Raw genomic sequence first — 19,678 nt, forward strand, 5'->3', positions numbered from 1 at the left:
TATCTATTTTTTTAAAAATAAATATTAAAAAAACGCAGTTTACATCAGCATTTATAACCAATATTTGTTTTTATATATCATTACCAACAATTAAACAAAACGCATATTATGAAGTATTATTGATGTAAAATTTAATTATTGAGAAACAACAATGTAATCATCAGGCACATTTTTATACTACTTTGTTAAAATTAATCAAAGTTTAACCTTGGAAATAGGAATTAAACTTTACGAATTGTTATTTTTGATAAAATATTATACTTTAGAATGTCAGTACACTTTAATCCGCGAGATATTACATGGCTTGCTTTTAATGAAAGGGTTTTACAGGAAGCTATGGACGAAAATGTCCCTTTACATTTAAGAATACGTTTCCTTGGAATCTTTTCCAATAATTTAGATGAATTTTTCAGGGTACGTGTGGCCGGATTAAAGCGGGCAATGGATTTTAAAGAAAAAGTAATCGCTGAATCTTTCTATCAGCCGCCTTCAAAGATCCTTCAGCGGATCAATGAAATTGTGATCAGCCAACAGCAGAATTTTGACAAGACCTGGAAACACATCCAGGCTGAAATGGCCAGCCTTAAGGTTTCCATTAAGAATTCTAAAAACCTGACTGCCAAACAGAAGGAATTCGTAAGACAGTATTTTGATGAAGTGGTAGAATCCAATGTGATTCCTATCCTGCTTCACGAAAACACACCGATGCCCTACCTGAGGGACAAAAGTCTCTATCTGGGTGTCGCTATGAGGAAAAAGGATTGGCAGTATTCCAGCAATTATGCCATTATCGAAATTCCGTCCCGTTTTGTAGGAAGATTTGTTCTGCTGCCTACGGAAGATCCGGAAGAAAAAAACGTTATGCTGCTTGAAGATGTCATTACCTTCAACCTTCCCCATATCTTCTCGTATTTCGGTTACGACGAATTTTCTGCCAATGCTTTTAAAGTAACAAAAGATGCGGAACTGGATCTGGATAATGACATCCGTACCAACTTCGCAGAAAAAATAGAAAAAGGGCTTAAAAACAGAAGAAAAGGAAAACCTACCCGTTTTGCTTTCGATAAGGATATGGACAAAGCCCTGCTGGAACTTCTTATCCGAAAATTAAATTTATCCAAAAAAGACAGTATTATTCCGGGAGGAAAAATTCATAATTTCAAACATTTCATGGATTTTCCCGATGTTTTTGAAACGTTTGAAAAGCCGGTGGAGAGAACTTCTTTTACGCACCAGGCTTTTGAACACGGAGAAAGAGTGACAGATGTTATTCTAAAGGAAGATGTCCTTCTATCATTCCCTTACCACAAATACAATCCTGTTATTGATCTTCTGCGTGAAGCAGCCATGGATCCCGATGTAAAATCTATACAGATCACCGCCTACCGTCTTGCCAGCAGCTCAAAGATCATCAATGCGCTGATCTACGCCGCAAGAAATGGCAAGGAAGTAATTGTTATGCTGGAGCTCCAGGCAAGATTCGATGAAGAATCCAATCTTAAATGGAAAGAAATGCTGGAACCTGAAGGCATCACAGTACTCGTAGGTATTCCCAACAAAAAAGTACACGCCAAACTCTGTGTGATCAAGAAAAGAGCAAACAACAAGACCATGCAGTATGGTTTTATAAGTACAGGAAACTTTAACGAAAAGACAGCAAGAATCTACGGGGATCATTTATTAATGACAGCAGACCGCGGGATCATGGCAGATATTAATAAGGTATTCAATGTTTTGAAAAAGCCAAAAGAAGATTTTCTTTCGGTTTTAAAGACCTGCAAAAATTTATTGATCTGTCCGGAATTCATGCGGGAAAAGATTGTACACCACATCGACAAGGAAATTGAAGAAGCCAAAGCCGGAAGAAGAGCCGAAATCATTATAAAAGCAAATTCCATGAGCGACAGGGCTCTGATTGAAAAACTTTATGAAGCTGCAAAAGCAGGTGTAGTCACAAAAACGATCGTGAGAGGAATTTATTGTCCCGTCAATCAGAAAGAATTTAAAGAGAAAATTAAAGCAATAAGTATTGTAGACGAATATTTGGAACACGCCAGGGTAATGTATTTCTACAATAAAGGTGCAGAAGACCTGTACATCTCGTCTGCCGACTGGATGACGCGGAATCTGGATTACAGAATTGAAGCTGCAGCGAAGATTACCAGTAAGGAACTTAAGAAAGAATTGAAAGATATTCTCGACATTCAGTTGAGAGATAACGTAAAAGCTCGTATTTTAGATAAAAAATTGGGTAACGAGTATGTGAGGAATGATAAAAATGATTGCCGTTCTCAAATAGAAACCTACAAATATTTAAAAGCTAAAACAAGCAAAAAATGAAGATTGCAGCGATAGATATAGGAAGCAACGCCGCCAGACTTCTGATCAATGAAGTAAAGATCAGCAACAGGAAACCTGAATTTATAAAACTTAATCTCCTGAGAATTCCTTTAAGGCTGGGCATGGATGTATTTACCATGGGGATGATCGGAGAGGAAAGAGAAAAAATGGTCATCGACTCTATGAAGATTTTCAGCGACCTTATGAAAATCTATAAGGTAGAGCATTACCGGGCCTGCGCCACCAGTGCAATGAGGGATGCCTCGAACGGAAATGAGATCATCAGACAGGTGAAAGAAACTTCAGGCATCAATATAGAAATTATCTCCGGAGATGAGGAAGCAACGCTTATCTATGAAAATCATGTTGCAGAAGGCCTTGACAAAGAATTTGCCTATCTGTACATTGACGTGGGAGGAGGTTCCACAGAGCTTACTTTTTACGAAAACGGAAAAATGGTTTATGAAAAATCCTTTAACATCGGAACCATACGGCTTCTGAACAATCTCGTAACTCCAGAAAACTGGCAGGAGATGAAGGAAGAGATCAGACAGAATATTGTAAGCAAAAAACCTCTCGTAGCCATCGGTTCCGGTGGAAACATCAATAAGGTTTTCTCAATGAGCAAAACCAAAGACGGAAAACCGATGACACTTTCCCATCTTAAAAAGGTGTATAAAGAATTTAATGAACTTTCTGTAGAGGAAAGAATGACGAAACATACTCTCCGGGAAGACCGGGCAGATGTGCTGGTTCATGCTTTAAGGATCTTCAATAATGTCATGACATGGTCGGATATCAGCAGGATATTTGTTCCTAAAATTTCCGTGGCAGACGGGCTTATCCATAATATTTACAGCCAGCTGCACGAAAAGAAATAAATTTCTGACACCATATATTTAAAAACCAGCCATCTTTTGGCTGGTTTTTATTTAACTAGGCATCATTGCGAGCGAAGCGACGCAATCTTTTAAGCCTCATAACCTTTGAATACTTCCTTCATGTTTTAAATTAAAGCTTGAAATTGTTTAATTCTACTCACAAATGAAAGGATGAGGAAGCATACGTAAACATACCCTTCTTGAGTATTATCTTTAAAATTGTAAATTTTTACTATCAATTTAAAGTAATACTCAATGTAATACGTCTTACATAATATCAACAGACAAAAAATGAATCCGATCAAAATAATTCTTACAGGAGCAACCGGTATGGTGGGTGAAGGTGTTTTAATGGAATGCCTGGAAAATCCTAATGTTTCAGAAATACTAAGTGTAAGCAGAAAACCTTCCGGAAAAACGCACGCCAAGCTCAAAGAATATTTGGTTCCTGACTTTCTGTCTTTAAATCTGGATGATGAAAATCTTAAAGGCTATAATGCCTGTTTCTTCTGTGCAGGAATCAGCAGTATAGGTATGAACGAGGAAGACTATACGAAGATCACCTACGATACAACGATACATTTTGCCCGGGCAGTTCTGAACCAGAATCCGGACATGGTTTTCAACTATGTTTCAGGAGCGTCTACTGACAGTACAGAAAGCGGAAAGCTAATGTGGGCAAGAGTAAAAGGCAGAACAGAAAATGCATTGAAAAAAATGGGATTCAGGAATGCGTTCAATTTCCGTCCGGGATTCATGAAACCTGTTGAAGGTCAGATCAATGTAAAATGGTTCTTCAAGCCATTTATTTGGTTTTTTCCTGTTTTGTTACCTTCAAAATCATTAACTTTACATGAAGTAGGGAGAGCAATGATCAATGCCGTACATAAAGGCTATCCTACCTCTACTTTGGAAATTAGGGACATTAAAAATTTAGCAATATGAGAGAAATGTTAAAAAGAATTGTTCTTGTCGTTTTTATACTTCTCGTTCTGACGGCTGTTTCAGGCTATTTCTATATGCAAAAACACCCAATGGAAGGGAAAACTTCTGCAAGTAAAACATTACATATCTCGGGAAGCCAGGCGAGTAAATAGCAAAAATAAAAGAAACTTAGAAAGCAGATCAGTTGGTTTGCAGATCTGCCTTTTATCATAACTTCTTTCCGTTTTTGGACTTTTCACAATAACTGTTACCTTTTTATTAAACATTTATTAAAATTCCATTAAAATACTAACCATATATAAAGCTCATTTTTGCAGAAATCTAATGCAAGTAAAATGACCAACAACTATCTATTAAAAGGATCTGTTATTGCCGCATTCTTCCTTCAGGGCGGGCTTTTCGGACAGACACTTATTCATTACTGGAATTTTAACAATAATACATCTGCTGCATCCATTGCAGCCCCCTCTTCCACTTTAGTCAGCGGATCTCTCACTGCCGTACCAGGCGGTACCAGTGAAATAGATTTTGCAGGCGGTACCGGACAGAATTTCAATATTGATAATTTAAATACAAGAAATGGCGATCCTTCCGGAACACATTTAAGATTCAACAATCCGATTGGAGGAGCCTTACAGTTTAATCTCCCTACGACAGGGTATCAGAATGCCGTTGTAAAATTTACGACCAGAAGATCCGGACAGGGGGCAGGAACTCAATCGTGGTCCTACTCAACAGATGGAACTACTTTTGTTCCGTATCAGACTGTTAATCCTCAGGATGCCAATCCTCAACTGATCACTTTTGATTTTTCGGGAGTTTCAGGAGCTTCCAATAATCCGAATTTTAAATTAAAAGTAGAATTCTCTGCAACAGGAGGCGGAACGGGAGGAAATAACCGTTTTGATAATTTTACGGTAGATGCTGCCTCTGCCGGAGGAACAGACACTACACCTCCAACTACTGCTTATCTTCCCGCTCACAACACAAATAATGCTTCCATTTCTGTAAATCCATCTATTTCTTTTAATGAAAATGTAAGACTTACAGATAATTCCGCGATCACCGATTCTAATGCACAAAACCTGGCAGAGTTCCGTATTGGAAATGCTTCAGGTACTCAGGTTCCCTTCACGACAACTTTTAACAATAATAAGATCACAGTAATTCCAACGGCTGCACTTATTCCGGGGCAGACGTATTATCTCGCCCTTAAACCCAATATGGTTGAAGATTTAAGTGATAACGGAGTTACGGCAGTAACATCAAGTACTTTTACGACAGCCGGGACAACAGTCTCTCTGGATAAAAATTTCATTAAGGTGAATGAAAATGCGGGAACTCTTGCATTTAAAATCAATGTTACCAATCCTTCTGCTGCTGCTGTCAACCTTGTGGTAAAACCAGCACCGTTCAGTACTGCAAACAGCAGCGACTTCACATTAGCGAACCAAACGATCAATATTACACCTTCTATGACCAGCTATACTGTAAATATTCCAATCATTGATGATGCACTGGAAGAGCAGCAGGCAGAATATTTCGTGGTAAGTCTTGAAAATCCGACCGGAACTACTATTTCCGGAGATAATACAGCTACTGTTTATATTGTAGACAATGATAAACCTGCACCGGTTCCTTCCGGGCAGATCCAGCTGAATTATGTCGGAAGCTTTGATCCTTCCGGAAATAACAATAGCTCTACGGAAATTGTAGTGCATGATCCTGCCACACAGAAATTATTTACCATCAGTTCGATCACGGATGTTTTTGACATTATTGATTTCAGCAATCCTACAGCTTTGTCAGTAGTTAAAACTGTAAATATGGCTCCATACGGAGGAATCACAAGCATTGCCGTTAAAAACGGCATCATTGCAACTGCTTCCCCAAATGCCGATCCACAGCAGAATGGATCTGTAGTTTTCTTTGACATTAACGGAAACTTCCTGAAACAGGTAACTGTAGGTTCGCTTCCAGATATGATCACCTTCACTCCGGACGGAACCAAAGTGATCACGGCTAATGAAGGAGAACCGAACGATGCCTATACAACAGATCCTGAAGGTACTATCAGCATTATTGATATTTCAGGTGGTATCGGAAATCTTACCCAAACTCATGTTACAACTCTGAATTTTAACAGTTTCGATTCTCAGACAGCCGCTTTAATGGCAACGGGACTCAGAAAAGTAAGAGCCAATAATACGCTTTCCCAGGATTTGGAACCTGAATATGTTACGGTAAGCTCAGACAGCCAGAAAGCCTGGGTAACACTTCAGGAAAACAATGCAGTTGCGGAAATCAATTTAGCAACAAAAACAATTTCCGGAATCTGGGGATTGGGCAAAAAAGACATGAGCCTTCCCGGTAACGGTTTTGATGCTTCAGACAATAATGGTGAGGTACTGATCGCCAACTGGCCTGTAAAAGCCTACTACATTCCGGATGCTGTTCAGAATTACAAAATAGGAAATACCCATTATATCGTAACCGCTAATGAGGGTGATGAAAAAGATCTTTCAGGTTACAGTGAAAGAACAACTGTGGGAGCCAATACATATACATTGGATCCTGTACTGTTTCCTCAGGCATCTGTTTTAAAGGCATCGTATAATTTAGGCAGGTTCAGGGTTTCCAGTGCTACGGGAAATACCGATGGAGATTCAGAGTTTGAAGAAATTGCAGCCTTGGGTGCGCGTTCATTCTCTATTTTCAATGCAGATACAAAACAATTGGTTTATGACAGCGGTGACCGTTTTGAAAGGTATATTGCAGCCAATCATCCACTGATCTTTAATGCAGACAATGAAGGCAACGGTGCCAAAAACCGAAGCCGTGCAAAAGGTCCTGAACCGGAAGGGGTTGTTTTGGCTGCCATCAGCGGACAGACTTACGCTTTCATTACTCTGGAAAGAACCGGAGGAGTAATGGTTTATAATATTACCGATCCAAATAATCCTACGTTCACAGATTATAAACACTCACGCTCTACCTCAGCTTACGGCGGCGACAACGGACCTGAAGGAATCACGTACATTGCTCCGGGAAATACAACAACCGGAAAAGGCTATGTGATTGTTGCCAACGAAATCAGCGGAACATTATCCATGTATGAAGTTGCGTCTTCTCCTACACTGGGAATCGGCGAAATAAAAGTTGAGAAAGCCACATTCAATGTATTCCCTAACCCGATCACGAAAGGAAATACGCTGTATTTCAACAGAGCACAGGATTATGAGCTGTACGATATGTCCGGAAAAATGCTTGGAAAAGAGAAAAATGCTTTAACCATAGACACTTCAAAACTTTCTGAAGGGGTTTATCTGGTGAAAACATCAGAAGGATATATCAAAAGAGTTATTGTAAAATAGCAAATAAATATAATTGAGTTGATGAGGTCCCGGATTTTCCGGGGCTTTTTTTTGGTATGTAAATTCAGTAGATTTGAAGCTTTGCTAATGTCTGAAATAATTAAAATATGTTTGGATTTGCCTTTGACAGTGAAACAGAGCTGGAAATTATTGCACTTATTGATGAAGCAAAAAATATTGAAAATCCGGCAGGCATCGTTTACCGTACTGTACGGCTTATCGATGTTGATAACACTCCCAATCTGATATCAGCAATAGAAAATTCTGCCAAAACATATGAAAATAATGGTTTCATTTGCTTACTTGATGACAAAAAATCTATTGTAACCCAAACGTTCATTAGCAACATCAGAATACTAAAGTCCAAAAAAAACAGTGTTACTTTATTAGGTCAGATATGGTGTCATCCCCCAGGTTATCATAAAGCCTGGAAAATGAGACTCAATAATGAAATTATCCGAAAGAATATCTGGAAAGATTTCAGGAAAGAATTACAAGGCTGGCTTGTTTATGCACTTCACACAACGAGGATAGACCATGTTAAAGAAAATATCAGTATTCAGATCGATGGAAATGAATTTCATAATTTAGACAGCTTCTTTTGTACTTTAGGGGAAGAAATCAATGGCGCTGGAGGATATTTTGGCAGAGGGATTTATGCATCGTACGACTGTCTGCGAGGAGACTTCGGAGTAGAATCTATTTCAGAAATAACATGGCTTAATCATCAGAGAAGCAAAAAATTATTTAAAACCCAATTTGATAAGATACTCGAAATTTTTGCAGATTTTAATATAAAAGTTATTTTACTTTAAAAGGACTCGGGCGGAAAGCTTCGCTTTCCGCCCGAGTCTTATCTCTATATTTTAATATTATGCTGTTGGAGCCGGAGCTTCAGTTTCCGGATTCATATCATCAAAATTCTTTTTTTCTTTCTTTTCCGGAACAGTTACAATCTCTGTCTTAACCTCATCCGGCTTTCCTTTTAAATATTCCGGTAAGTTAAGGCCGGCCATATTAAACAGATCGTTCAGAGGCGGTACTGTTTTCATCATTCCTGAAACGAAATTAGCGGTAGAGCCATTTCCGTCCTGCCCGTTTCCACTGTCCCAAACCGTAATTTTATCGATTTTAATATTCTTGACAGCTTCCACCTGAGTTTTAACCAATTCAGGAAGCTTTTCAATTAACAATAACTGGAAGGCACTGTTCGTATCTCCTCCTGCGGCCTGTACTATCTTATCGTAACCCTGCGCCTGCTTGGTCAGAATTTCATAGAGACCTTTTGCTTCTGCTTCCATTTTAGCAAAAATAGCATCAGCTTCTCCTTTTGCCTGTAACCTGATTTTCTCGGCTTCTGCCTGTGCATCAATGATCGCTTTCTGTTTTGCAATTTCTGCATGGACTACAATATTGGCCTGCTGGGTAGAGCGTTCTCTTTCCCCTCTTGCTACTTCCGCTTTCTGTTCAGCCAGGTAAGATTCTTCCAAAGATTTTGCAGCCTGTACTTTTTCTGCAGCAGTTGCAATTCTTAATGCTTCTGCTTCTTTTTCTCTTCTTTCGGCATCAGAGTTGGCGATGGTGATCTTTGCTTCGTTTTCCCCCTTTACAGCGATAGAGTTGGCCAGTGAGGTAGCAATTCTCGATTCCTTTGCCGCTTCTGCCTTACCGATGGACTCATCCTTGATGGCTGAAGCAATACTGACTTCTCTATCTTTTTGCGTGATCGCAATTTTTACATCCCTGTCTCTTTGTGTTTCGGCGATCTGTGTGTCTTTTTCCCTGTCGGCAATCGCTTTTCCGGTTTCCCCGATCTTCGTTTGCTCGGCCACACTGATGATGGCTTCGTTAATAGCTTTTGCTGCAGCTTCTTTACCCAAAGCTTCAATATATCCGGATTCGTCTCTGATATCCGTCACGTTGACGTTGATCAGCTTTAAACCGATTTTCTTTAATTCCGTATCTACGTTTTTAGAAATATTGTCTAAGAATTTATCCCTGTCTGAATTGATCTCTTCAATCGTCATGGTTGCAATAACCAAACGAAGCTGACCAAACAGGATATCTTTGGAAAGCTCCTGGATCTGTTCCTGGGCCAGGCCCAATAGTCTTTCCGCTGCATTTCCCATAGAATCCGGTTCTGTAGAAATAGCAATGGTAAACCTACACGGCACATCCACACGAATGTTTTGCCTGGATAAGGCATTGGTAAGATTGGCCTCAATAGAAATCGGTTTCAGATCAAGGTAAGCGTAATCCTGAATAACTGGCCAAACGAATGCACCGCCTCCGTGGATACATTTTGCAGAGCTGCCTCCCGTTTTACCGTAGATCACCAAAATTTTATCCGACGGACATCTTTTGTACCTCGAAATAAGGGCTAAAAATGTGACGAATAGTACAAGTACAATAACTAATGTAAGAATAAGACTTCCTGGTATTGCCATAAATAGTTTTATAAAATGGTTGATAATGAATTAAATTTTTGATACAACAAGGATCTTGTCATAGATGTAAGTAACTCTCACAGAATCACCGGACGGGATATTTTCTTTTTCTTCCGTCATCGCAGGAAGTTCGTGGCTGGTTCCGTTCACAGAAATTGTGATCTTGCCTTTGCCGCCCATTCCTGCAGGAATGGTAAGATAAACTTCCCCTGCCCTGCCGATCAGATTTTCGATCTTAAACGTATTGTCTTCCGTAAGTTTAAGGATCTGCATGATAAGAATAAAGAACAGAAATATAAATCCGGCACCTACCAGCACTGCAACAAAGATTAATAATGATTTGCTGCCTATTGAGCCGTAGAATGCCACACCGCTCCACCCGAATCCTAAAAGGAAGTTGATCAGGTTTCTGAAAGAAAATAACTGAAAAGGACTGTCAGCATGGCTGTCTCCACTAAAATCAGCGTGTGATACATCTCCATGGCTGCCTCCGACAAAAGTAAGGACCGTTTGAATCAGAAAGATAAAGCTGGCTGCTATGGCCGTATACCAGAACCCCTGATGAAGCGGTTCTAAGTTTTGCAGAAATTCAAACATAAGATGCGTTTCTCACAAATATAATTAAAAAAAATCAATAAAACCAAGAAAATGAGTTCTCTGAACTGTATATATACTATTCAATTACAAGATCTTAATAAAAGGAACGGTTAACTGAAAACAGCTAGAAAAATATAGGGTAAAATATCTTAGATAACTGAATTCGGGATAAGGATTAAAAAAATAATGTAAGGATAAACAAGGATTTTACAAGTATTCAGTTGCTATAAAATGTCCTTTGCCTGACTTTGTGATAAAATAAAATCATTATAGTACAGCACAAAAAAAGACAGGCTGAAAAACCTGTCTTAAAAATATTTCGTGTAATTTTTTACTCTACATTGATTACTTTTTCAATCTCCGGAGCATGTTGCCTGATGGTATTTTCTACGCCCAGTTTCAGGGTCGAGAAGTTCAGCGAGCATCCGGAACAGTTACCCAGAAGCTTTACAAAAACCTGGTTATCCTTCACGTCAATAAGCTCGATATCACCTCCATCCTTATTCAGGAACGGTCTGATGCTTTCCAGAGCTTCCATTACTCTCGTTACTGTATCTTCGTGTTTTATATTTGTTTCCATATTTTTTTTATTCAATTCGGCTTTTTTTCAAACTTAATTGAAAATAATTATTTTTTAGCTTTCGGCGAGCATCCTGCCATGGTCGAAATCTTTACAGCTTCTGTAGGCGGAAGATTTTTGTTTCTTTCGATCAGACTTTCTACCATTTTCCTTGCTGTTTCGGTATAGATTTCTGCAATTTTAGAGCCTTCCTGAAGGGCTGCAGGTCTTCCTACATCTCCGGCTTCTCTGATACTCTGGATCAACGGGATCTCTCCCAGTACCGGAATTCCCAGATCTTCAGCAAGATACTGAGCTCCCTGTCTTCCAAAAATGTAGTACTTGTTATCAGGAAGTTCTTCCGGTGAAAAATACGCCATATTTTCGATTAATCCAAGAACCGGAATATTAATACTTTCCATCTGGAACATTGCTATACCCTTTCTTACGTCTGCCAAAGCTACGTGTTGAGGTGTACTTACGATCACAGCTCCTGTTACAGGCACTTCCTGAATAATCGACAAGTGAATGTCACCCGTTCCCGGAGGAAGGTCGATCAATAAAAAGTCCAGTTCTCCCCACGCTGCATCTCTGATCATCTGGTTCAAAGCTTTTGAAGCCATAGGACCTCTCCAAACTACTGCCTGGTTGGCTCCTGAGAAGTAACCGATAGAAAGCATTTTCACTCCGTAATTTTCAACAGGCTTCATCTTACTTTTTCCGTCAACTTCTACAGAGATTGGTTTTTCACCTTCTGTATCGAACATGGTAGGAACGGAAGGACCGTAAATATCGGCATCCAGTATACCTACTTTAAAACCCATTTTTGCTAAGGTTACTGCCATATTTGCAGCAACGGTAGACTTACCAACGCCTCCTTTTCCGGAAGCAATGGCTATAATATTCTGAATTCCCGGGATCTGCTTGCCTTTGATCTGACTCTGCTGGATTTCACTCGGTTCCGGAGAAACAATCTTTAATTTTAAATTAATTTCTTCCCCGAATTCACTTGCAAACGCCTGCTTCATTGCTGCTTCCAGCTTTTTCTTTTCGTGCATGGCCGGTGAGTGAGCCGTCATATCAATATATACATCGTTGCCCATAACCTGAAAATTGCTTACCAAGTCATCAACTTCTATCTCTTTAAGGAAATTCTGTACCTTTTCTTTCGTCAACATATACTAAATAAATTGTTTACAAATTTACGCAATTTTTAGCTATTTAGAATAAGTAAAGAGACTGATAGATATTTTCTTTTGCAGAACGGGATTTTGTAGTAAATTAAGAACTTTATTTATTTTATCTGAAAAGCGGCACTTTGATTTTCCAGACCGAACTTGATTTTAAAAGCCATGAAGTGGAAAAGAAAAACAATGACGTAGTTTCAAAGATCAAAGTGGAATATGTTAAAAATATACTTGATGAAACCGTATCTTCACTGATATCTAAAATAGCAATAACCCCGATGCATAAAACACTCAGGATGATACCGAAACCACAGATTCTGTAATAAATATCCCTGCGTTTTTTCTTCAATATTTCTTCGGGAGTTTCAGGTTTATCATCGGTTTTCGGGAAAAATGCAAAGCAATAAACGGAAAACAGGGCAAAAAGCAATCCGGCACTCGCATAATGTACATAAGAAAACCATTCTTTGTAATTTTCATTCTCGATATGGATATACATATTTCCTCCGTAACCTTCCAATTTAGTTGGAAAAACGGCAACCAATACAGCCAGAATTCCGCAAAGATTTGAAACGAGATTTTCATATTTCCGTTTTCCTCTGTATGTTCCGAACAATCCTCCCATAATACAAAGCGTTCCCACGAAAATAATATGCCCGAAACTGTAATAATAATGACTGATGCTTACCTTGAAGGGAAATTGGTCATTCAATAAAAATGTTGTGAGAAAAAGCATTAGCGAAAGGCAAAGTCCTAATAATCCGATGAACATTCTCAGCTGTTGGTAGGAAATCAGGGCTTCATCCGGACCTCCGTTCTGTTGATTTGAATTGGCACTCATGATGTTATAGTTTTATGGTTATTTTATCAATAATTCTTACATTTTTATCCGGATCAGGTTTAAAATTATCTCTTAGAAATTTCTTCGGATCTTTTGTCAGCATTTCTTTTTGTACGGCTGCTGCATCTTTCTTTTTCAGTAAATTCATCCATTTGTATGCTTTTTTTATGGCAATAACATAGATAACAATTTCCGTATCTGTTATTTTAAATTTTAAAAAGTTTTTGTTTCCCTTATTTATTTTTGCCGAAGAAACTTCCGTCACATAAAGCTTAAAAACAAAATAGCCGAAAAATAGATACAGCCCGAAAAGTGCGGATTGAGAAATGGCCGAAATAATCCACTGGAAAATAAAATATCTGGCATCAAAGATTTCAAGAAATTCTTTTATTCCATTAATATTTAAAAAATTCAGATTATCATCACTCAGAAAAGTATATTTAACGGGAAACAGATAAAATATAAACAGTTGAATACAAAGAGAAAACATAAATAACAATCCGCGCAGAATGACGTTCGTCCATTTTTCTCTCCTGGAACACTCTGTGCTCGTTACTTTAGTGATAATTAAATAAAACAACGCCGGAATTAAAAGCAGAACCAGCTTCTTAAAGATTGAATCCGTTGAATGAAAAACATAAGTCGTTATAAAAGAAAATAACAAGAGTAAAGTGGTAAATTCATAATTAATAATAAAGAAAATAAGATTCCAGAATATCTTTTTACATGATTTTTCTTTTGACGGATATACTTCGCCCAATGTGTAATGCAAACCTGTTGTTTTAGAATTCTGTAATACCGGAATGGTTATTTTTTCTTTCAAAAAATCAGTAACATGTCCAAAAGCTCCGCCTCCACCGGAAGTTATAAAATGTTTTACTTCATTATCGAATTTTTCACCGTCTTATTCAAGTTTGTAGTCTGCATAATGATGAATATCTCCGGTTAAAACCACTTCAAAAACTATTTCGGATTTTATATTGCTGCCCTCAAGATTTTTCACAGCAACAGTCAGCGTTCTGATGATATATTCGAGACTGTCCATTCTCTGTTTTCTTTTATACCGGTCATTGATGTCGTAATTGTACCAATACGGTTCTGCAATTAAAAGGAGCACATGATTTTTCGGATTTTTCCCTGATATTTTCTTCACATAATCCGTAAAAAAAGTCATCTGCGGAATGTCAATATCTCCCAGCAATTGATTGTCAATACCAAAAAGATGCACATGATTTCTAAGTTCATAGGCAAAATAGCTCCTGTTCTGTACCGTCCTGTAATTTCCGATTTTCCCTTGCTGGCACATCAATCTGAAAAAAGCACTCAAACCATCGTACCAGTCATGATTTCCCGGTGTTGCAACAAGAACAGGACCTGATTTCCCGGTATCGGGAGCGACAAATCTCAGCGGTCCTTTGAAGCGATCTCTGTAATTGGCTTCAGAACCTACAGGATATACCAAATCACCGCCTACAACCAAAGCAGAGCCTTTTTTAAGAGTAATCTCTGTTTCCTCATGGCTGTTTTGATGTTCCGGATTTTTAAAGGAATACGTGTAACTGTCTCTCGTTACATGATAAAAAACAGTCGTTGTAGAATCGAATCCATCACCTGTATCTGCAATGAAATCAAACCAGAATTCATCTCCCGAAGTATTAAAATCGTTACTGGTCAGTTCATCACATTTATCTTTTCCCATCGCAGTCTGAACTTCCCTTTTATCAATAATAGAAAGAATATCCGCCGAAAGCGAAACCATCCTGAAACTATTGATAAGCCCCGTAAAATCAAACCATTTCACAGGCTTTTTTGGTGTAAAATAATAAGGATATCTCCCGTTGACATGTCTGGATATCTTTAACCTTTTGGGTGAATGAAGATCATCTTTAAAATAAAATCCTATAAAAAGAAGAGCAACAAATAATATAAAATAAAAAATAGCTTCCATAAAGATAATGTTTAAGGATTGAGGTGTAACAAATGAAACTTCAGATCATTATCGTCTGATTGAATAATGATAAATAATAATAGATTCTTTTAGAAAATTTAATAAGATCTCTAAAATAGCTGAAAAGTAAAGAGGAATTAAGTTGCCATCTTTTTTAATTTGGTATTCATGGTTATATTTTTTAGTTTGTATCAAATTTAATCATTTTAATGTTCGTTTTTAATAACACTTTTGTGTTATATTGATACCTTTGTTAGTTATGCCACCATCTATATCAAGTAAAAATCACATTAAACAAACCAATGAACTCTAAAAAATTCATCTTCCTTTTTTTCCTTACTTCCCTCTGTCTACAAGCCCAGAATTATTCACAATACATCAATCCTTTTATAGGAACAGGCGGTCACGGACATACATTTCCGGGAGCAATTGTTCCTTTCGGAATGGTACAGCTTTCACCTGACACCAGAATAGACGGAAGCTGGGACGGATGCAGCGGCTATCATTATTCGGATTCTGTGATCTATGGGTTTTCTCATACTCACTTAAACGGAACGGGAGTTTCAGATTACGGTGACATTATGCTGATGCCTACAATGGGAAATCCAAGTTTAAACAGCAAAGATTATTCATCTAAATTTTCTCACAAAAACGAAAAAGCTACGGCAGGATTTTATTCTGTTAAATTAGATAAAAACAATATTGATGTTCGATTAACAACGACAAAAAGAGTCGGTTATCACGAATATACTTTCAATAATGCGGGAAATGCAAATATTATTTTAGACTTAAATCACAGAGATAAACTGCTTGAAGGTGAGGTTAAAATAATTGACAGTAAAACGATTGAAGTTTTCAGAAGAAGTGAAGCCTGGGCAACCAATCAATACATTTATGCAAGAATTGAGTTTTCAAAACCGATGAAAATCTCAAAAAAAGAAGTTAACGGAAAGCAGGAAGATCGGCTTTTTACAGGAACAAGGCTGGCTCTGGCATTTTCAGCAGATATCAAGAAAGGAGAAAAACTCAGTGTAAAGGTGGCGATTTCTCCGACAGGTTATGAAGGCACGGAAAAAAATATGCTGGCAGAAGGAAAATCCAATGATTTTGAAACTGTAAGAAAACAGGCCGAAACCGATTGGAACAGGGAATTGTCTAAAATTGAGGTGAAGTCTGACGATAAGGATAAACTTTCTGTCTTTTATACAGCTTTATACCACGTTTTCACCCAACCGAATATCAATATGGACGTGGATGGAAAATACAGAGGCCGGGATAATAAGCTTTACACAACAACGGGATTTGATTATTATTCCGTATTCTCGCTGTGGGACACTTTCAGAGCGGCCCATCCGCTGATGACCCTTATTGACAGAAAAAGAACGGCAGATTTCATCAATACTTTTATAAAACAGTATGAACAGGGTGGAAAACTTCCGGTTTGGGAACTGGCCTCCAATGAAACGGAATGTATGATAGGCTACCATTCTGTTTCTGTAATTGCAGATGCTATGGCTAAAGGTATTCATGGTTTTGATTATGAAAAAGCATTTGAAGCGTCTAAAAACTCTGCGATGCAGGATATTTTCGGTTTAAATGCCTATAAACATAATAACTACATCAGTATTGACGATGAGCATGAAAGTGTCTCGAAAACGGTAGAATATGCTTACGACGACTGGTGTATCGCCCAGATGGCTAAAATTTTAGGTAAAAAAGAAGATTATCAGTATTTCATGAAGCGTTCCCAGAACTGGAAAAACCTTTACAACCCAGGCAACGGCTTTATGCAGCCAAGAAAGAACGGAAACTGGTACGAACCTTTTGATCCGGCAGAAGTCAACAATAATTATACGGAGGGAAATTCATGGCACTATTCCTATTCGGTACAGCATGATATTCCGGGGCTGATCGCAGCTCATGGCGGAAAGGAAAAATTTGAGCAGTTCATTGATGCTATTTTCGCAGCACCGGATACAACGACAGGCAGAGAACAGGCAGATATCACAGGCCTGATGGGACAGTATGCCCAGGGAAATGAACCGAGCCATCACATTGCCTATCTTTATAACTATGTCGGAAAACCCGAAAAAACGGATGCAAAAATCAGATATATTCTCGATAATTTCTATAAAAACAGCCCGGACGGTCTTATCGGAAACGAAGACTGCGGCCAGATGAGCGCATGGTATGTTCTGAGCTCTATGGGAATTTATTCCGTAACTCCCGGACTTCCGGAATGGCAGACCACAACACCTTATTTTGATGAGGTTAAAATTCACCTGGAAGACGGCAGTACAAAAGTGATCACGAAGAACACCGGCAGATCTGAACTTCAGAAACTGGGTTTTGAAAACATAAAGCCTGCAAAAGACTTCAGATATACACCGCTGACCCCGGCCCCGGTGATTGCCTCCGGCAGGATCTTCGATTTTTCTGCAAAAGTGCAGATCACCCCGCTGAATCCGGCTGATAAAGTATATTATATGACCATGAATTCAGACGATGCCAATGTGAGAAAGACTTTCACGGCATATAAAGGACCTTTCACCATTAGCAAAACCACTCAGGTCCTCGCCTATTCGGAAAGAAACGGTGAAAAAAGCTCTGTTACAGCAGCCAATTTCAACAGAAGACCCAATTATTGGGATATTACCATCCATTCAAAAGTTAATCCGCAGTATACTGCCAACGGAAAACTGGCACTGATCGACGGCATCAACGGTGATATAAACTGGAGAAAAGGTGAGTGGCACGGCTACCAGGGACAGGATTTTGAAGCCGTGATTGATTTAAAATCCCCTCAGCAGATCACCCAATTATCATCTACCTATCTTCAGGACAGCAGGGCCTGGATCCTAATGCCTAAAAAAGTGGAATATTATGCTTCTATGAACGGAAAAGACTTTATCCTTCTGAAAAGCATCGACAACACGATTGATGCTAAAGATGAAAAAGTACAGATCAGGGATTTCGGAACAGAGATCCTTCCGACTGAAGCACGCTACATCAAGGTAAAAGCCTATTACTTCGGAAAACTTCCGGAATGGCACCAGGGAGCCGGCGGTGAGGCTTATATTTTTGTGGATGAGATTTCTGTGAAATAATAATAACAAGGAAACTGGAAGACAGAAGAAGATGACTGAATTTCAATTTTATTAAGTCATTTCTAAACAAAAAAAATGCACTTCGTATTTGAAGTGCATTATTTTTATCGGAGTCTATAAGTCTTTCTTTAGATTATACAGATCCTGAACACCGGGTGAAACTTTCAAGTCGGGCCTGAAAAGAATAATTCCTTTTATAAAATGCTTTTTTAATGAATTTCCATTAGTAATTACAACATCTCCCTCCAGGAATAATGCTTTCATTACGGCTTTACCTGACTCTTCATCAAATAAATAAAAACACGAATCTATATCGGTATCGACCTGGCCAGGATTGATAAAAACGTCATACTTCCCATTTTCAGGATTCGGCATCAATTTACTGTACAGGATTGATTTTACTAAACCCTGATTACCATAGTAATGAATGCCGTCTTTGTCAACCGCTGACCGGATTATTTTCACTGCTGATTTTTCCCGTATCTGTACAATCAGAAACCATATAAATCCCCCAGTCATTAATAGAGCAAGCAGAACAATTAAAATTTTTATTTCAATACTAATTTTTTCTGAAGCTAAAGTAAATCCTGCCATCAAAATTACCATCAGGGGTGTCAATACAGCAAATATGGAAACGAAAACTTTAATAACCAAAGTCCAGCCTTTAGAAATTTTTGAGTGGATGGCTGGAAACTGGTTTTCGTCTGATCCCATTTTAACGTGGCTTTAATTCAATTTTTCAGACCATTTTAGATCCTGTGGCAGTTCCATATCAGAAAATTCGATGTGAATTACTCTTCTTTTTTTGTCGTTTGTTGTTCTGTTTGAACCGTGAAGCATAAGCGGCTTCATGATCATGATACCCCCTTTCCGTACATCGCAGATTTTTTCCGTTTCAGTACCCCAGTCTATAGTTTCCGTTCTGTAGATTCCTTTGGTGTGAGATCCCGGAATCACTTTCAGTGCTCCGTTATATTCATCCGTATCATCCAGATGGATCCTTATGGTACAGATATTTTCCAGCACAGGCAGAGGCGGTTGTACAGCAAACTGATTTTTCTTAGTGGTCCAAGGCCCGAAACCTTGCATTTCCAGCTTTTTATCCACCGAAATCGTCAGATCCTGATGATAGGCAACATACCAGTTTGAAGTTTCCGGTTTGTCAAAATAAATGCTTTTTACTGCAAAATATTTTTCCCCGAACAGTTGCCTTATAATGGTTTTAACGGTATCGTTAAATATCAGCTCTTTAATTTCCGGGATTTCTTTCAGGAGCTGTCTTACGGCAAAAAGATCATCAGATTTTCTGAAATTATCTCTCGATGTGTCTGCATTTTGAATGCATTTTATCATCTTTTCAATCTCATCATCAGAAAAGACCGAATTGATTACGGTAAGGCCTTTTTCAAGAAAATATTGTTTATGATTCTGTATATATTGTTTTGTCATGTG

General features: G+C 38.4%; 16 protein-coding genes. 7 read left to right on the top strand and 9 right to left on the bottom strand.

The window, feature by feature from the left end:
* Positions 1-267 precede the first annotated feature (267 nt).
* The 6 genes from ppk1 to IX38_RS10400 all read left to right on the top strand — a co-directional run bounded on the left by ppk1 (position 268) and on the right by IX38_RS10400 (position 8,355).
* Positions 268-2,340 (top strand): polyphosphate kinase 1, encoded by a 2,073-nt coding sequence (gene ppk1, locus IX38_RS10380; RefSeq protein ID WP_034704551.1) that lies wholly within the window; start codon positions 268-270, stop codon positions 2,338-2,340.
* Positions 2,337-3,221 carry a Ppx/GppA phosphatase family protein gene (locus IX38_RS10385; RefSeq protein WP_034704552.1) on the top strand — a complete coding sequence of 295 codons (885 nt, stop codon included), beginning with the start codon at positions 2,337-2,339 and terminating at the stop codon, positions 3,219-3,221. The genes ppk1 and IX38_RS10385 overlap by 4 nt, the downstream gene beginning before the upstream one ends.
* Positions 3,222-3,512: 291 nt before the next feature.
* On the top strand, positions 3,513-4,166 hold the full coding sequence (locus IX38_RS10390; RefSeq protein WP_034704554.1) for an NAD-dependent epimerase/dehydratase family protein: 654 nt from the start codon (positions 3,513-3,515) through the stop codon (positions 4,164-4,166).
* Positions 4,163-4,318 (top strand): hypothetical protein, encoded by a 156-nt coding sequence (locus IX38_RS22980; RefSeq protein ID WP_165570726.1) that lies wholly within the window; start codon positions 4,163-4,165, stop codon positions 4,316-4,318. The genes IX38_RS10390 and IX38_RS22980 overlap by 4 nt, the downstream gene beginning before the upstream one ends.
* A gap of 183 nt (positions 4,319-4,501) precedes the next feature.
* Positions 4,502-7,540 (top strand): choice-of-anchor I family protein, encoded by a 3,039-nt coding sequence (locus IX38_RS10395; RefSeq protein ID WP_034704557.1) that lies wholly within the window; start codon positions 4,502-4,504, stop codon positions 7,538-7,540.
* 107 nt (positions 7,541-7,647) lie between these two features.
* Positions 7,648-8,355 (top strand): barstar family protein, encoded by a 708-nt coding sequence (locus IX38_RS10400; protein ID WP_034704559.1) that lies wholly within the window; start codon positions 7,648-7,650, stop codon positions 8,353-8,355.
* Positions 8,356-8,412: 57 nt separating this feature from the next.
* Here IX38_RS10400 and IX38_RS10405 read toward each other — a convergent pair whose 3' ends face one another.
* The 7 genes from IX38_RS10405 to IX38_RS10435 form a co-directional block, all read right to left on the bottom strand.
* Entirely contained in the window at positions 8,413-9,987 is a 1,575-nt protein-coding gene (locus tag IX38_RS10405; RefSeq protein ID WP_034704561.1) for a flotillin family protein, read from the bottom strand.
* 30 nt (positions 9,988-10,017) lie between these two features.
* The gene (locus tag IX38_RS10410; protein WP_034704563.1) at positions 10,018-10,584 is read right to left on the bottom strand and encodes an NfeD family protein; all 567 of its coding nucleotides are present in this window, start codon (positions 10,582-10,584) and stop codon (positions 10,018-10,020) included.
* A 331-nt stretch (positions 10,585-10,915) separates the two neighbouring features.
* Positions 10,916-11,164 (bottom strand): NifU family protein, encoded by a 249-nt coding sequence (locus tag IX38_RS10415; RefSeq protein ID WP_051884620.1) that lies wholly within the window; start codon positions 11,162-11,164, stop codon positions 10,916-10,918.
* 47 nt (positions 11,165-11,211) lie between these two features.
* Positions 11,212-12,321: an Mrp/NBP35 family ATP-binding protein gene (locus IX38_RS10420; protein ID WP_034704565.1), complete on the bottom strand. Its 1,110-nt coding sequence runs from the start codon at positions 12,319-12,321 to the stop codon at positions 11,212-11,214.
* Positions 12,322-12,442: 121 nt separating this feature from the next.
* A complete protein-coding gene (locus IX38_RS10425) occupies positions 12,443-13,171 on the bottom strand; it encodes a hypothetical protein (RefSeq protein ID WP_034704567.1) in 729 nt (242 codons plus the stop codon).
* 4 nt (positions 13,172-13,175) lie between these two features.
* Entirely contained in the window at positions 13,176-13,994 is an 819-nt protein-coding gene (locus tag IX38_RS10430) for a hypothetical protein (RefSeq protein ID WP_034704569.1), read from the bottom strand.
* An 81-nt stretch (positions 13,995-14,075) separates the two neighbouring features.
* Positions 14,076-15,119 (bottom strand): metallophosphoesterase, encoded by a 1,044-nt coding sequence (locus tag IX38_RS10435; protein WP_034704570.1) that lies wholly within the window; start codon positions 15,117-15,119, stop codon positions 14,076-14,078.
* Positions 15,120-15,421: 302 nt separating this feature from the next.
* On the opposite strand from IX38_RS10435, the gene IX38_RS10440 reads away from it, so the two are divergent.
* The gene (locus tag IX38_RS10440) at positions 15,422-18,226 is read left to right on the top strand and encodes a GH92 family glycosyl hydrolase (protein ID WP_034704572.1); all 2,805 of its coding nucleotides are present in this window, start codon (positions 15,422-15,424) and stop codon (positions 18,224-18,226) included.
* Between the two features lie 114 nt (positions 18,227-18,340).
* Here IX38_RS10440 and IX38_RS10445 read toward each other — a convergent pair whose 3' ends face one another.
* Together IX38_RS10445 and IX38_RS10450 are read right to left on the bottom strand one after the other, a co-directional pair.
* The gene (locus IX38_RS10445; protein WP_034704574.1) at positions 18,341-18,940 is read right to left on the bottom strand and encodes a hypothetical protein; all 600 of its coding nucleotides are present in this window, start codon (positions 18,938-18,940) and stop codon (positions 18,341-18,343) included.
* Between the two features lie 12 nt (positions 18,941-18,952).
* Entirely contained in the window at positions 18,953-19,675 is a 723-nt protein-coding gene (locus IX38_RS10450; protein WP_034704576.1) for a phytanoyl-CoA dioxygenase family protein, read from the bottom strand.
* Positions 19,676-19,678: the final 3 nt, after the last annotated feature.

This window comes from Chryseobacterium luteum (genome assembly GCF_000737785.1).
GTDB classification, from domain to species: Bacteria; Bacteroidota; Bacteroidia; order Flavobacteriales; family Weeksellaceae; genus Chryseobacterium; species Chryseobacterium luteum.

Coding starts and splice junctions, on each gene's coding strand:
- IX38_RS10385 (WP_034704552.1), top strand. CDS start 2,337: ATGAAGATTGCAGCGATAGATATAGGAAGCAACGCCGCCAGACTTCTG.
- IX38_RS10425 (WP_034704567.1), bottom strand. CDS start 13,171: ATGAGTGCCAATTCAAATCAACAGAACGGAGGTCCGGATGAAGCCCTG.
- IX38_RS10420 (WP_034704565.1), bottom strand. CDS start 12,321: ATGTTGACGAAAGAAAAGGTACAGAATTTCCTTAAAGAGATAGAAGTT.
- IX38_RS10440 (WP_034704572.1), top strand. CDS start 15,422: ATGAACTCTAAAAAATTCATCTTCCTTTTTTTCCTTACTTCCCTCTGT.
- IX38_RS10415 (WP_051884620.1), bottom strand. CDS start 11,164: ATGGAAACAAATATAAAACACGAAGATACAGTAACGAGAGTAATGGAA.
- IX38_RS10405 (WP_034704561.1), bottom strand. CDS start 9,987: ATGGCAATACCAGGAAGTCTTATTCTTACATTAGTTATTGTACTTGTA.
- IX38_RS10445 (WP_034704574.1), bottom strand. CDS start 18,940: ATGGGATCAGACGAAAACCAGTTTCCAGCCATCCACTCAAAAATTTCT.
- IX38_RS22980 (WP_165570726.1), top strand. CDS start 4,163: ATGAGAGAAATGTTAAAAAGAATTGTTCTTGTCGTTTTTATACTTCTC.
- IX38_RS10390 (WP_034704554.1), top strand. CDS start 3,513: ATGAATCCGATCAAAATAATTCTTACAGGAGCAACCGGTATGGTGGGT.
- ppk1 (WP_034704551.1), top strand. CDS start 268: ATGTCAGTACACTTTAATCCGCGAGATATTACATGGCTTGCTTTTAAT.
- IX38_RS10450 (WP_034704576.1), bottom strand. CDS start 19,675: ATGACAAAACAATATATACAGAATCATAAACAATATTTTCTTGAAAAA.
- IX38_RS10400 (WP_034704559.1), top strand. CDS start 7,648: ATGTTTGGATTTGCCTTTGACAGTGAAACAGAGCTGGAAATTATTGCA.
- IX38_RS10410 (WP_034704563.1), bottom strand. CDS start 10,584: ATGTTTGAATTTCTGCAAAACTTAGAACCGCTTCATCAGGGGTTCTGG.
- IX38_RS10435 (WP_034704570.1), bottom strand. CDS start 15,119: ATGGAAGCTATTTTTTATTTTATATTATTTGTTGCTCTTCTTTTTATA.
- IX38_RS10395 (WP_034704557.1), top strand. CDS start 4,502: ATGACCAACAACTATCTATTAAAAGGATCTGTTATTGCCGCATTCTTC.